Annotated in this window: 11 protein-coding genes; all 11 read left to right on the top strand. The window is 50.5% G+C overall.

What is annotated here, in order from left to right:
- The first annotated feature begins 906 nt into the window (after positions 1-906).
- The 11 genes from V2P20_RS16370 to V2P20_RS16320 all read left to right on the top strand — a co-directional run bounded on the left by V2P20_RS16370 (position 907) and on the right by V2P20_RS16320 (position 14,052).
- Entirely contained in the window at positions 907-1,278 is a 372-nt protein-coding gene (locus V2P20_RS16370; protein WP_331820160.1) for a hypothetical protein, read from the top strand.
- A 96-nt stretch (positions 1,279-1,374) separates the two neighbouring features.
- Complete coding sequence (locus tag V2P20_RS16365; protein ID WP_331820159.1) at positions 1,375-1,743, top strand: hypothetical protein; 369 nt, start codon at positions 1,375-1,377, stop codon at positions 1,741-1,743.
- 25 nt (positions 1,744-1,768) lie between these two features.
- A complete protein-coding gene (locus V2P20_RS16360) occupies positions 1,769-2,461 on the top strand; it encodes a C39 family peptidase (protein WP_331820157.1) in 693 nt (230 codons plus the stop codon).
- 24 nt (positions 2,462-2,485) lie between these two features.
- Positions 2,486-2,959: a hypothetical protein gene (locus tag V2P20_RS16355; RefSeq protein WP_331820155.1), complete on the top strand. Its 474-nt coding sequence runs from the start codon at positions 2,486-2,488 to the stop codon at positions 2,957-2,959.
- A 561-nt stretch (positions 2,960-3,520) separates the two neighbouring features.
- Entirely contained in the window at positions 3,521-4,849 is a 1,329-nt protein-coding gene (locus tag V2P20_RS16350) for a transporter (protein WP_331820153.1), read from the top strand.
- 270 nt (positions 4,850-5,119) lie between these two features.
- Complete coding sequence (gene glnE / locus V2P20_RS16345; protein ID WP_331820151.1) at positions 5,120-7,990, top strand: bifunctional [glutamate--ammonia ligase]-adenylyl-L-tyrosine phosphorylase/[glutamate--ammonia-ligase] adenylyltransferase; 2,871 nt, start codon at positions 5,120-5,122, stop codon at positions 7,988-7,990.
- Positions 7,991-8,030: 40 nt separating this feature from the next.
- Positions 8,031-8,954, top strand: coding sequence for a branched-chain amino acid transaminase (locus V2P20_RS16340; protein ID WP_331820149.1), 924 nt, complete (start codon positions 8,031-8,033; stop codon positions 8,952-8,954).
- Positions 8,947-9,963 carry a lipopolysaccharide heptosyltransferase II gene (waaF, locus tag V2P20_RS16335; RefSeq protein ID WP_331820147.1) on the top strand — a complete coding sequence of 339 codons (1,017 nt, stop codon included), beginning with the start codon at positions 8,947-8,949 and terminating at the stop codon, positions 9,961-9,963. The genes V2P20_RS16340 and waaF overlap by 8 nt, the downstream gene beginning before the upstream one ends.
- A gap of 12 nt (positions 9,964-9,975) precedes the next feature.
- A complete protein-coding gene (gene waaC / locus V2P20_RS16330) occupies positions 9,976-10,974 on the top strand; it encodes a lipopolysaccharide heptosyltransferase I (protein ID WP_331820145.1) in 999 nt (332 codons plus the stop codon).
- A gap of 155 nt (positions 10,975-11,129) precedes the next feature.
- Positions 11,130-12,833 (top strand): type II secretion system ATPase GspE, encoded by a 1,704-nt coding sequence (gspE, locus tag V2P20_RS16325; protein WP_331820143.1) that lies wholly within the window; start codon positions 11,130-11,132, stop codon positions 12,831-12,833.
- A 1-nt stretch (position 12,834) separates the two neighbouring features.
- Positions 12,835-14,052 carry a type II secretion system F family protein gene (locus tag V2P20_RS16320; protein WP_331820141.1) on the top strand — a complete coding sequence of 406 codons (1,218 nt, stop codon included), beginning with the start codon at positions 12,835-12,837 and terminating at the stop codon, positions 14,050-14,052.
- Position 14,053: the final 1 nt, after the last annotated feature.

Raw genomic sequence — 14,053 nt, 5'->3', positions numbered from 1 at the left:
TAAAACTGAGTTTACTATTCCTTCCATGAGCTGATTTCTGGGGTTGTTCGATGTCAGAAACCGTATTATCCCAGAGTTTGCTCATGGTTCTTCTCCATTAAAACTGTCCGAAGTATTGTCAATATATGAATAAGCGATAAAAGCGCTTATTTTTCAGATTGCAAAAATCATGGCGCTGGTTGAGCTGAGTATCGAACGAAAACGAACCATCAATCAAACGAACAATGAAACTGGTTAGCCGCCCAGTTTAAAGTCCAGTTGATTTTTGTTTTCTATTCGTTAAAAAACGGGCAAATTCGCCATATCCATCATTTTCCTTCTTATTATCCCCAAAGAAAACGCTAAAGCCGGAGAAGCTTTCTATTCATATATATTTTTAATAAAACGCCAGAACAGGTCTATTAGCTTGTTCGCTTCTTCCCAACATATAAGGCATTCGGTTTGCGCCAATCTTAAATTTAAATATCAAACAATAATGAACCTTTTATCAATGCATAAGTATTTTTTCAGATTATGAGTATTTTTTGAGATTGGTTTTATGGAAATTTAAGGTCAGCTTGATCAAAACTAAAGCCGTGGTTGAGCTGGTAGCTTCGCCGGAGCAGCATCCGGTTTTTCTGGCTGATCCAAGTGCATCAGAGAAAGTCTGATGATTTTTTATCTCATATGGAGCTAGAAACCCATCCAGTAAAAAATCTTAGCAGCAAGAAAAAGCTTAATTGCTTCAAGCGTTTCTTCAGGTTGTGGGTATTGTTCGAATCGGTTTTATGGAAATTTAAGGTTAGCGTAAATGAAACTAAATTAGAGATTGAGCTAGAGGGATTGCAAATGTCATTCTGATTTTTCTAGTTCATTCAAATACATCAGAAAAATCTGATGATCTTCTATCTCGTAAGGAGTCATGACATGAAACATTTCAATAAAAAAATCTTAACTGCAGGCATCCTGTTGGCTTTGGGCTCCGTTTCAAGTGCATGGGCGGACCCTGCTCTTATTGGCGTGAAAGCGCAATTGCCCTCAGCCGGTGATGGTTCTGTTTCAGCTATAGACGGAAATGCAACCTCTAACTATAAGGTTAATGACTCAACCCTGGCCGGTGCTGTTACCGGTACAACTGCCATTTCTATAACTGCGCTTGCTTCTGTTACACCTAACAACAGTATGACCGATTCATTCAAGAGTACAGCCGGCATTAACCAGAGCGTACAAAACCTTGGTGACAACGCACTGGTTCAACAGCAAATTTCTGTTCAAGGCAATATAAACGTCAATCGATAAGTTATAGCTTAGCTTCATTTAATGAAGCCTGCCGATGAGTGAATGGCTGCTTACCGGCTTTTACTGACACAGTGAAAATAACGGAATCAGGAGAATATGATGGACACGATTTTAAAGGGTGGCTTATTGACTCTCCTTGTCGTAATGATCTCAGGCCAGGCAGCAGCAGTTGCCGGCTCTGCTGAAGGCCGGAATGGGCTGGCTTTTTCGCAGGCCGAAACTGCAATGCAGGATGAATTGGACAATGAGCGTGGAAAGGGCGGTGTAGATTACCTAACACTTAATGGCATGAACCTGAAGGCGGAGTTAAGCGGCAACGAAGCCAATAATACGGTCACCGGTTACAATGTTATTGACAGTGGCGCATTTGCTAACGCTGTCGGCATAAACTCGGTTATTCAGAATACAGGCAATAATGTTCTTATTCAGGATGCGACTATCGTGAATGTGACAATCATGCCTTGAGCTTTTTTATTGAGAAGGAAGCGGTATGAAACGATTGATCGTTATGTACGTCTTTTTTATGCTGCCCGCGTTGAACAGTTATGCCGGTTCTATCGATTTTAACGGTCTCGCGGGAGCCGGAAACTACAATATACCGGTGACGAGTTTTGCAGAGCGCCGGTTCAAGACCGTCTACAAGCAGCAATATGATTTCAGCTGCGGCTCGGCAACATTGGCGAGTTTGTTGACTTATCACTATGACGATGTGGTCGATGAACAAAGTGTATTTGCCGACATGTATAACAACGGCGATCAGCAGTTGATACAGAAGAAGGGATTTTCGTTATTGGATATGAAGTTTTATCTGGAGAGGCGGGGCTATCAGGCTGACGGATATAAAATCAAACTGGATCAGTTGATCGCCGCCAAGGCCCCGGCAATTACCATTATCGACAATAAAGGCTATCTGCATTTCGTGATCATAAAAGGGCTCAATGAGCGTGAGGTTCTGGTCGGAGATCCAGCCGTAGGCGTGAAAACGATCCCTCGCGATGAGTTCGAGGAAATGTGGGGCAACCGTATTCTCTTTGTAATCCATAATAAACCGAATAGGGCGGCGGCACGCTTTCAGGTTCAGGAAGATTGGGAACTTCAGATTAAAGCGCCATTAGGATCGGCAGTCGATCGAGCCAGCTTGGGGGAATTCAATCTGCTGCAGCCGGGGCATTGGGATTTTTAACCGCTTGACCCAAGAGTATTTAAGATGAAAGCTTACCGATTTAATCTTTACCGAAAACTCCCAGCAGCTGCGGTTTGGCTATTGATCGGCTTCACCCCTCAAGCGCCGGCATCTGATCTGACGGCAGAGGCGGACAGCCCACTGGCTAATTGGGAAGCCGCATCCGATGCCGAGCTGGCCGAATCACGCGGCGGCTTCACTTTGCCGAATGGCATGATCATCGATGTCAGCCTGGAAAAAACAATTTATTTGAATGGCAAGGAATCTTTTTCCTCTGTATTTCAGTTGCCGAACAACGTTGCGCTTTCTCAGAACGGTCTACAAAACTTATCACAAATATTGGCTGATTCGGGGCTGCACTCTGTTATCCAGAATAATCTGGACAATCAGATCATCAACGCTATTACTGAGATTAACATCACCTTGCGAAATCTGCCCTCAAATATCTCAACACTTGTTCCCGCTCTGCCAAACACCATTTCACTCATCGCAAATTAATAACCGGTGTTGCGCGGTCGTAGGGTCGAATTCACTTGTGCCCTTTAGGGTAAAGCCGAGATATACAGGCAGTAATACCCTATAGGACACCGGTGAATTCCCATCTACTGCGCAGCCCGGAATTCTCCTGAAGCACTTAACGTTGGCCTTCTCTCTCAAGACGCCTGAACACTACCCTCGTCGCTTGACCGCCTTAACCCATGTTCTCCGGACAAAACTAAAACAGAACAGAGATCGATGCGTGCGTAATATCAGCCAGTAAGTAAATCTACTTAAGTAGTATCACTAATTGTTCGTCAATATGTAATGAAATATAAACAGAAAAACATCCTTTAATAATAACAACAACTATTTAAAAGTTGGTTTTCACAGTCTGCTCAACGTTTCACAGATAAACGTTAAGCCGATCTCCAAGGGGGTTCATTCCAGTCGTAGTTTTAGTCAGGCAGTTCTTCATTAATTACCGATTGCAGTTTTATAGCGCTTGAAGTGGTTAGCGTTTATTAAATCAGGGAAGGGCTGTTGTTTATTCGTGTCAGTGAAATAATGGAAATGAAGTAAATGAAGCTAGATAAAATTGGGAGTGTGGGATTTTCTCTCGTGGGAGTGCTTAACGGATTTATCTTTAGCTCGGGTGTGCTGCTTAATAGCGAAGCTTTTGCCGAAAACGCAAGGCACCAGGAGAGTTCCATCGAGGAATACCGAAAACTTTTTCTGGAGCAGCAAAAAGAATTCGAGAAACAGCGGCGTATCATTACTGAGCAGGGTAAGGAGATCGAGATGTTAAAGGCGCGTCTCGATTCTTTAACAAACCCGGCAGCCGGAATTAAGCCGGCGCCGGTCAATCAGGCGGCCAAGCCGCCTGTAGTGGCCGCGAAAATGAATGCCGGCATGCAATCACAAAATCCGCTTCCTTCCAAACCTGTCGGCGAAGCGCCTCCGCAAACAAAAGAAAAAGCAAGACCGCCCGAACTTCCTCGTTTGAGCGAGACTGTCGGCGGCGTGTTAACCAGAAAGGGAAATCTCGTCTTCGAGCCTTCATTGGAATACTCTTATATCGATAACAACAGGGTTTTTCTTGATGCATATACTTTCCCCGCTATTACTGTCGGCCTCATCGATATTCGACAGATTAAACGGCACAGTTTTATCGGCAATTTGGGCGCGCGTTATGGCATTACGGATCGCCTTGAGCTGGAGTTCAAAGCACCTTATGTCTACCGTGAAGATACGCAACGTTCACGTCCTGCGGACAGTGGCGCAGGTATTGATGAAACATTCAATGCGACTGGAACTGATATAGGCGATCTGGAATTCGCTGCCCGCTATCAGCTTAGTGGCGGTTCCGGCGGATGGCCGATTCTTGTAGGCAACTTGGTGGCAACGGTTCCGACAGGAACAAGCCCGTTTGACGTGGAATATGCAATGGCTCAAGGCGTAGCTGGAGCGCAATTTCCGACCGAGTTGCCGACAGGCGTAGGCTATTTCAGCATCCAGCCCAGCATCACGGCGATGTATCCCTCGGACCCGGCCGTTTTTTTCGGTAATATCAGTTACAGTTATAACGCCGAGACGAGCGAGGCCGTTGGCAACTTTGATCCGGGCGATGCGGTAGGCTTAAGCTTCGGTATGGGTTTTGGCCTTAATGAACGCTCATCGTTCAGTCTGGGGTACTCGCACAAACATGTCTTCAGGTCTGACATTAACGGTGCGCCAGTGAGTGACAGCGAACTGGATATAGGACAACTCTTGGTTGGCTATTCTTTCAAGTACACACCCAAAACGACTTTAAACTTGTCGCTCGGAATAGGCACGACAGACGATTCGCAGGATGTTAAGTTGAATGTCAGGGTGCCGATGACTTTTGATTTATTCTCATCAGGCTCATAATCCCGTTATTTATGACCTAGAGGGGAGGCAGGCTCTGACGCCATTGAAAAAGATAAAAATGTCTGGCCTCCGGGCGCCGCATTAAGGATGCTCTGGTTGAGAAAGTGAATGATGTTTCGTTCAAATCAGGCAACTTATTTGATTCGTTGCCGATCATAGTCACGCTCTGCGTGGTGTCTTGATATTTTCAGGACATTTCAGACAAATACATCTTATGCATCCGTTCACGGATTGGTTATCATGTGGGTTTTCCAGGTCTGTGGGTCGAGCATGTCGTTTATCAATCATCTTGAATCTGAACTTGAAGCATTACCCGAAGCGTTAAGCGCTAACGTAACATCATCCCTGAGTGCATGGTGCGGACGGCTTTCCGAATTGGAACTAACTTTTCAGGCAGCGCCGGAATTCGTGGCTTCACTGGTCAAGGTCTGGGGATCGAGTGATTTTGTTGCGGAAAGCTGTACGCGCCGGCCGGAAATCATCGTCGACCTGGTGAATTCCAACGATCTGTTCATCGCCTATGACGAGCAGGGCTATCATAGCCGAATGGCACAGCTGGCGGTCGATTCCGAAGCTTCGCTGATGTCTGAATTGCGCCGTTTCCGTCGGCGGGAAATGATCAGGATCGCCTGGCGCGATCTGGCCGGCTGGGCCGATCTGAATGAAACGCTGCTGGAATTGTCGCTGCTGGCCGATGCCTGTATTCAATATGCGCTGGACTTCCTGTATCGGAAAGCCTGCGACTTGCGCGGCACGCCTTTGCTGGCTGACGGCAGTCCGCAGCAGTTGATCGTGCTGGGTATGGGCAAGCTGGGCGCCTACGAGCTGAATTATTCTTCCGATATCGACCTGATTTTCGCCTATGCCGAAGACGGCGTCCTGCCAGATCGCAAGGAAACCACTTATGGTGAGTTCTTTACTCGTCTGTGCCGGAGTTTGGTCAAGGTGCTCGATGAAATGACCGTGGACGGCTTTGTGTTCAGGACGGACATCCGGCTCAGACCGTATGGCGACAGCGGCCCCATCATCATGAATTTCGACGGCATGGAGATCTACTATCAAACCCAGGCTCGGGAATGGGAACGCTACGCCATGATCAAAGTCCGCCAGGTTGCGGGCGACTTTAAAACCGGCGCGCAACTGATAGCCATGCTGAAGCCTTTTGTGTACCGGCGTTATCTCGATTACGGCGCTTTTGAGGAATTGCGTTCGTTAAAGTTGCAGATTATGCAGGAGCTGAAACGCAAGGACCGCATGGAAAACATCAAGTTGGGGCCGGGCGGCATACGCGAAGTGGAGTTTATCGGTCAGGCTTTTCAGTTGATTCGCGGTGGCAGTGAACGGTCGCTGCAGAAGCGCGGCATTCTGGATATTCTCCAGCGGCTCGGCGAACTGGAGTTGCTGACTCAAAGGGACGCCGAGCAGTTAATTGTGTCTTATCGTTTCCTGCGCCGGGTGGAAAACCATATTCAGGCATATCAGGACCGGCAAACGCATGATTTGCCTACCGATCCGATCGTGCGGGAAATACTGGCCTACTCGCTGGATTATCCCGCCTGGCTTGCATTTAAAGCCGATCTGGACCGAGTCAGAGCTCAGGTGCATGCCGTGTTTGGTCTGGTCTTCTCGCTGTCGAAACAGGCTGATGCCGACAGCATCAGCCGGAAAATCTGGAACTGCACAGCCGATGACGCCGAATTGGCAGACGAACTGAGCAAGTACGGTTTCGAGCGGACCGATGAGATGCTGGCCGCCATCAAGGCGTTTAAAAATTCGCTGGCCGTCAGAAAACTGACAGCCAAAGGCGCCGGCGTCCTTGACCGCCTGATGCCGCAATTGATAGAAGCCATGATGCAGGTCGACAACCCCGATGAAACCTTGAAGCGCATTCTGAAGTTATTTGAAGCTGTCGTCGGACGGAATGTTTACTTGTCGCTGCTGGCTGAGAATCCGGGCGCGTTGACGCAATTGATCCGTCTGTCATCGGCCAGCCCCTGGATCAGCGATTATCTGGCACATTACCCGATTTTATTTGATGAGTTGCTGGATGCGCATTCGTTATTCGTGCCGCTGAAAAAAGCCGATCTTGATGCGCAGCTGAAGGTTTTGCTGGCTCAGATCGAGATTCAGGACCTGGAGCAGCTGATGATCGTGCTGCGGCAGTTCAAGCAGTTGAATGTGCTCAGGGTCGCGGCGGCCGATATCATGGATGTTATTCCGCTGATGGTGGTCAGCGATTATCTGACGTATATCGCCGAAAGCATCGTCGAACATGTTGTCGAGCGTGCCTGGCTGATGCTGACCGAAAAACACGGCTATCCGCCCGGCAGCAATGACGAGAAGACAGGGTTTGCCGTGCTCGGGTTCGGAAAGCTGGGCGGTATCGAGCTTGGCTATGGCTCCGACCTGGACATGGTGTTCCTGTATGACTGTGCAGACGGCAATGCGCTGACCGACGGCCCGAAGCCGATTCCGTGCACGCAGTTTTACGGGCGCCTGGGGCTGAAAGTCCGGCACATTCTCGATACCAAACTGTTGTCGGGCGTGCTTTACGAGGTTGACATGCGGTTGCGGCCCAGCGGTCACTCAGGGCTTTTGGTTACCCATGTTAATGCGTATGAAGATTATTTACGAAACCAGGCCTGGACCTGGGAGCATCAGGCGCTGGTCAGGGGGCGCTTCATCGCCGGCGACCGGCGGCTGAAAGAGCAGTATGAAGCGATCCGGCGCCGAATCCTGAGTCTGCCGCGCGATACCGAGCAGTTGAAAAAGGAAGTCCGCGAAATGCGCGAAAAGATGCGCGCCGCGTTGGATTCGAGCGAAGCGGACAAGTTTGACTTAAAACAAAGCAAAGGCGGTATTGCGGATATTGAGTTTATAGTACAATTCGGCGTTTTAGATCAGGCGTCGAAAAACGTCGCATTGACCACCTATACGGATAATGTCAGGCTGCTGGACGGTTTGCAGGCGCAGGGTTTTATGACTAAGGACCAGGCGGAAACGCTTAAAGCCATCTACTGCGCATATCGTGATTATGGTCATAAACTGGTTTTACAGGGCGATCGCGCCATTATCGATGAAGCTGAAATTGCCGGAATGAAGGCTCAGGTCGAACAGATATGGCACGATTTTATGGAATAATTATTAAGCAATTACAAACACTAATGGTGGAGAATAAACAATGACGATGGACGATAGAGACGGCGTTATTTGGCTGGATGGGCAATGGGTTGAATGGCGGGAAGCTAAAGTCCATGTGTTGACGCATACCTTGCATTACGGTCTGGGCGTATTTGAAGGTCTGAGAGCCTATCATACGAAAAGAGGCACAGCGATATTCAGAATGCAGGAACACACGGATCGTTTGTTCCGTTCGGCGCATGTCATGAACATGAAAATGCCTTTCGGCAAAGACGAAATCAACCAGGCGCATCGCGATGCGGTCGCCAAAAACAACCTGGACAGCGCTTATATCCGCAGCATGTGCTTTTTCGGTTCGGAAGGCATGGGGCTTCGGGCCGACAACCTGAAAGTCCATGTCATGGTCGCGGCCTGGTCATGGGGCGCCTATCTGGGCGCGGAGAGCATAGAAAAAGGCATCCGCATCCGCACGTCTTCCTATACCAAAAACCATATCAACAGCACCATGTGCAAAGCCAAAGCCAATGGCAATTACATCAATTCCATCCTGGCATTGCAAGAAGCGCTGGCTACCGGCTATGACGAAGCTCTGCTGCTGGATCACGAAGGCTATGCGGCCGAAGGCAGCGCCGAAAACCTGTTCATCGTGCGCAACGGCAAGATTTACACCCCGGAAACCACCTCGGCGCTGGAAGGCATTACCCGCGATACGATTATCGCGATCGCCAGAGAACAAGGCTTCGAGCTGATCGAAAAACGCATTACCCGCGATGAAATCTATGTTGCCGATGAAGCGTTCTTTACTGGTTCAGCCGCCGAAGTTACGCCAATTAGAGAATTGGACGGACGGGCTATTGGTACTGGCAGCCGCGGTCCTGTCACAGAAAAACTCCAATCCCTGTATTTTGACTATGTGCATGGTCGCCGGGACGATCATGCCGAGTGGCTGACTCCCGTTGCCTAAAAGTAACATCACAAAGATCCTGGTCGTCGGTCCTTCATGGGTCGGCGACATGGTCATGGCGCAAAGCCTGTTCATCACGCTGAAACAGGCTGATCCGCATTGCCAAATCGATGTGCTGGCTCCGGCATGGACATTTTCATTGCTCGAACGCATGCCTGAAGTCGCAACGGCCATCCCCATGCCGCTGAAGCGCGGGCAATTCGGCCTGATAAATCGCATAAAACTGGGCAGGCAGTTGCGTTCGGCCGGGTATGATCAAGCCATCCTGTTGCCCAATTCCTGGAAGTCGGCCTTAATTCCTTTCTTTGCCGACATTCCCAGGCGCACCGGATACATTGGGGAGTGCCGCTGGGGATTGCTCAACGATGCCCGCAAGCTGGATAAAAAACGGCTGACCATGACTGTTCAGCGGTTTGTGGCGCTGGGCCTGCCGAAAGCGGCAGTCTTGCCGCCCGCGTATCCGGCGCCGCGGATCATGATTGGACCGGACAGACAGCGCGTTATCGAAAAATTCAACCTTACCCGCTCGGAAAAAATCCTGGCCTTGTGTCCCGGCGCCGAATACGGCCCTGCCAAGCGCTGGTCAGCCGGCTATTATGCCGAGGTGGCGCGGCAAAAAATCGCTCAGGGCTGGCAGGTCTGGCTGTTCGGTTCCGACAAGGACAAAGACGTTGCGGAAGTCATCAATCAGGAAGCCGGCCGACTGTGCACTGATTTCAGCGGCCGCACCTCGCTGGCCGAAGCGGTCGATTTGCTGTCGCTGGCCAGTACTGTCGTGACCAATGATTCAGGTCTGATGCATGTGGCCGCCGCGCTCGACAGGAAAGTCATCGCGATATACGGCTCTTCGGACCCTGGCTTTACGCCGCCGCTTAATAAAAAAGCCCAGGTTGTCTCGTTGAATCTCGATTGCGCGCCCTGCTTCAAGCGTGACTGCCCGTTGGGCCACACGCGCTGTCTGACTGAAATCCGGCCCGATCAGGTGCTCGATCTGATTGCGGCGGACTGAGCAGGTCAGGCTGTGAGAATCGCCATTGTCAAACTGTCCGCGCTGGGCGATATCGTCCATGCCATGGTGGCATTGCAATTCATCAAGGCCGCCTTGCCTGACAGCCGGATAGACTGGGTCGTGGAAGAGCGCTTTGCCGGCGTGTTGAAGGACAATCCCGATATCGACAACGTCCTGACAGTCAACCTGAAATCCTTAAAGACCAATAAGATGGCTGTTTTCAAACAGCTTAAAATGATTCGCCGTTATGCCCTAAATAACTATGATTTGGTCATTGACGCGCAGGGCTTGATCAAGTCGGCGATCACGGCCAGATTCCTGGGCAAGCGCGTCGCCGGTTTCGATGCCGGCTCGATCAGGGAGAAAGCAGCTTCGTGGTTTTATGATGTCAAAGTGGCCTGTGCCTATGATGCCAATACCATCGACAGGAATGCCGCGGTGCTGTCGGAGCCTTTAGGCATCCGCATCAGCAGGGAACAAATCCTGGTCAAAAAGCCGTTTTTGTTTTTCGATCATGAAGATCAAAGCCTCTATACTTATTTGCGGCAAGACCGGCTCAATATCGTGCTGGTCATCGGCTCAACCTGGGAAAGCCGAAACTATCCGGCCGACAGATTCATAAAAATAGCCGAGGCGTTACAGCAGAATTGTCTGGTGATCTGGGGCAGCGAGCAGGAGAAAAACACCGCCGATTCGATGGCCTCGCAGTCGCGCTTTATCAACGTCATGCCGAAACTGGATTTAAACAGCCTGAAGGCATTGATCGCCAAGGCCGACCTGCTGATCGGCAATGACACGGGGCCGACACATATGGCCTGGGCCTTGAACCGACCATCCATCACGATTTTCGGCCCGACGCCGGTCAGCCGCGTCTATCAGACGGATATCAACGAGGTGGTCAAATCGGCATCAAGCGTCAATCCTTATAAACTGAACAAGCAGGATTACTCGATCAGAGAGATCAGCGAGCAGGAGATTATCGGCAAGGCCAGAACTTTATTGGGACTGTGACTCAATCACAGAAATAATAGTGTAGTTGTGGAACTAAAGGTTGAAAACCCAGTCACAGTTGGTTTATAAGAAAACCTATAAAGGTGCCAGGTTTAGTTAATAGCAAGGCTTTATTCTCGCAAGCACAGGTGGGATAGGCGGCAGATGGAATTTATATGACAGAGCAAGCAACCGCATACCATGATTTATTGAAAACGTTACAGACCAGGGACAAACTTTCGTCCGGTGAACTGAACAAAGTTGAGCGCATAAGAAAAACGGCAATTTCGGAAAATCTGCCTCAACTGCTGGTGAAGCTGGGCTTATGCTCGGAACTCGATGTGGCCGATGCATTTGTCGAGTCAGGCGGGTTCGAGAAGGTTATGGCCGATCAGTATCCGCTGGAGATGCAATTGCCGGAAAGCATCTCATTGCGTTTTTTAAAACAGAACCATGTGATCGGCATCAAAAACAGCGGCGAGGCTATCACCGTCACGATGATGGACCCTGAAGATCAGTTTGTGATCGATGCACTGAGGCTGGCGACTGGCAAGGAGATCATCCCCAAGGTCGGCCTGCTGTCGGAAATCGATGCGGCGCTGGAAATCCAGTACGGCGAAGGCCGGTCGCAGATGGAACGGATTGTCGATAATCTTCAGTTCGAAGATACCGCAGGCGAGGAAGATCTGGAGCATTTAAAGGATCTGGCCAGCGAAGCGCCGGTTATCAAAATGGTCAACCTGATCATGCAGCGCGCCATCGAAATGCGCGCCTCGGATATCCATATCGAGCCGTTCGAGCAAGCCCTGAAAGTCAGGCTGCGCATTGACGGCGTTTTACAGGATATCAATGCGCCTCCCGTTAAATCGACGGCCGCCGTCATTTCCCGCATCAAGATCATGGCCAAGCTGAACATTGCCGAACGCCGGCTGCCGCAGGACGGCCGCATCAAGGTGCAAATGCTCGGCAAGGAGCTGGACCTGCGTGTGTCGACCATACCGACAATGTATGGCGAAAGCGTCGTCATTCGTTTGCTCGACAAGGAAAGCACCGTATTCGATTTCGAATCATTGGGCTTTTCCGGCAAGCATTCGAAACAGTTCATCGATGTTCTGGCGCAGCCGCACGGCATTATCCTGATTACCGGTCCGACCGGTAGCGGTAAATCAACCTCGTTGTATGCGGCCCTGAAGCTGCTGAATACCTCCGAGCGCAAGATCATCACGGTCGAAGACCCGGTGGAATATCAGCTGGAGGGCATCAACCAGATTCAGGCCAAACCGCAGATCGGCCTGACTTTCTCTGCAGCGTTGCGCTCTATCGTTCGCCAAGACCCCGATGTCATCATGATCGGTGAGATGCGTGACCTGGAGACGGCGAAAATCGCCGTGCAATCGGCGCTGACCGGGCACTTGGTGTTATCGACGCTGCATACCAACGATGCCGCCGGCGGTGTCACGCGTTTGCTGGATATGGGGCTGGAGGAGTATTTGCTCACTTCCACCGTGAACGGCATATTGGCGCAACGGCTGGTCAGAAAACTGTGCCCGGAATGCAAGGAACCTTATGTCGCCCCGCCTCTCGTTGTCGAGGACAGGCATCTGCGGCGTTTCATGCCTGAAGGCGATATAGTGCTGTACAAACCGGTCGGTTGCTCAGCCTGCGGCGGGCTTGGCTATCGCGGGCGTCTGGCTATCATCGAATTTCTGCTGATGACCGATCCGATCCGTAAACTGATCATGGCGCATGAAGAAGCCGGCACCATTCAGAAACTGGCTATCGAGCAAGGCATGGTCACGATGAGCGATGACGGATTGCAGAAGGCCTTACAAGGCATCACCACTATAGAAGAAGTGATGCGCGTCACAACGGAAGGCTGATATGGCTTTGTTTTCTTATAAAGCCATCAACAGTCTGGGCGAGACTGAGGAAGGCGTTCGCGATGCCTCTGACGAACAAGGGCTGATCGCGGCCCTGCAATCGGAAGGTTACATACCGATCCGCGTGGCGCCGGCCACCGCCAGATCGTTCCTCGGATTCAATCTGGGAGCCAAACAGTCGCGCCTGTCCCAGAAAGAGATCGGCCTGCTGACCAGCGAATTGGCGACCCTGCTGGAGTCCGGCCTGCCTCTGGACCGGTCGCTGTCGGTATTGATGGACTTGACGGCTGACAACGAGCGCCTGAACAAGCTGCTCGGACGGGTTCTGGAAAGAGTGAAAGGCGGCTCTTCCCTGGCCGATGCGCTGGAGAAGCAGGCCGGAGTCTTCAGCAAGTTTTATATCAATATGATCCGTGCGGGCGAAGCGGGCGGCAGCTTAGGCGAAGTGTTGACGCGGCTGGCGGATTATCTGGAACGTTCGCGCGAATTGAAGGATACGATCAGCACCGCGTTGATTTATCCGGCCATCTTGTTGGTGATGTCATTGGCGTCGTTGTTTGTAATGCTGACATTCGTCGTGCCGCAATTTACCGAAATGTTTGAGAGCGCCGGCAAGGCTTTGCCGGTGCCGACCCAGATCGTGGTCGGCCTGGCTGAATGGCTGCAAAGCTACTGGTGGATACTGGTGCTTCTCATCGTTGTCGCGTACGGCTATATGAATTTTCAACTGGCCGACCCGGTCACCAAAAAAGCATGGGATAGGCGCTTTCTGGCCATGCCTTTATTCGGCAGCATCATTCTGAACAAGGAAACCGCCAACATCAGCCGCACGTTGGGAACTTTGCTGGGCAATGGCGTTTCTATACTGACTGCTTTGGCGATAGCGCGTGAAACTGTCGACAACCTGGCCTTGGCCGAGGTCTGTGCCGATGCCGAGGAACAGTTAAAGCAGGGCAGGAACATGTCGGACGCTTTATTGGAAAAAGGCGTACTGCCCAAAATGGCCATGCAGATGATAAAAATGGGCGAAGAAACAGGGAAGCTGGAAGAAATGCTCCTGCGCGTGGCAACTATTTATGATAAACAGCTTAGAGTAGCGATACAGCGTATGCTGGCATTGCTTGAGCCGGCTTTGATAATCACCCTGGGCGTTATGATTGCGGGTATTATCGTGTCGATTCTGCTGGCGATTTTGAGTGTTAATGACTTAGCTTTTTAAT

Origin of the sequence: Methylobacter sp. Wu1 (genome assembly GCF_036553575.1) — a bacterium.
Classification (GTDB): domain Bacteria; phylum Pseudomonadota; class Gammaproteobacteria; order Methylococcales; family Methylomonadaceae; genus Methylobacter.
The sequence above is the reverse complement of the archived record's forward strand: the minus strand, read 5'-3'. Positions and strand labels throughout refer to the sequence as shown.

What these genes read in the sequence shown, in the direction of transcription:
- V2P20_RS16370 (WP_331820160.1), top strand. Translation starts at nt 907, where the DNA reads ATGAAACATTTCAATAAAAAAATCTTAACTGCAGGCATCCTGTTGGCT.
- V2P20_RS16365 (WP_331820159.1), top strand. Translation starts at nt 1,375, where the DNA reads ATGATGGACACGATTTTAAAGGGTGGCTTATTGACTCTCCTTGTCGTA.
- V2P20_RS16360 (WP_331820157.1), top strand. Translation starts at nt 1,769, where the DNA reads ATGAAACGATTGATCGTTATGTACGTCTTTTTTATGCTGCCCGCGTTG.
- V2P20_RS16355 (WP_331820155.1), top strand. Translation starts at nt 2,486, where the DNA reads ATGAAAGCTTACCGATTTAATCTTTACCGAAAACTCCCAGCAGCTGCG.
- V2P20_RS16350 (WP_331820153.1), top strand. Translation starts at nt 3,521, where the DNA reads ATGAAGCTAGATAAAATTGGGAGTGTGGGATTTTCTCTCGTGGGAGTG.
- glnE (WP_331820151.1), top strand. Translation starts at nt 5,120, where the DNA reads ATGTCGTTTATCAATCATCTTGAATCTGAACTTGAAGCATTACCCGAA.
- V2P20_RS16340 (WP_331820149.1), top strand. Translation starts at nt 8,031, where the DNA reads ATGACGATGGACGATAGAGACGGCGTTATTTGGCTGGATGGGCAATGG.
- gspE (WP_331820143.1), top strand. Translation starts at nt 11,130, where the DNA reads ATGACAGAGCAAGCAACCGCATACCATGATTTATTGAAAACGTTACAG.
- V2P20_RS16320 (WP_331820141.1), top strand. Translation starts at nt 12,835, where the DNA reads ATGGCTTTGTTTTCTTATAAAGCCATCAACAGTCTGGGCGAGACTGAG.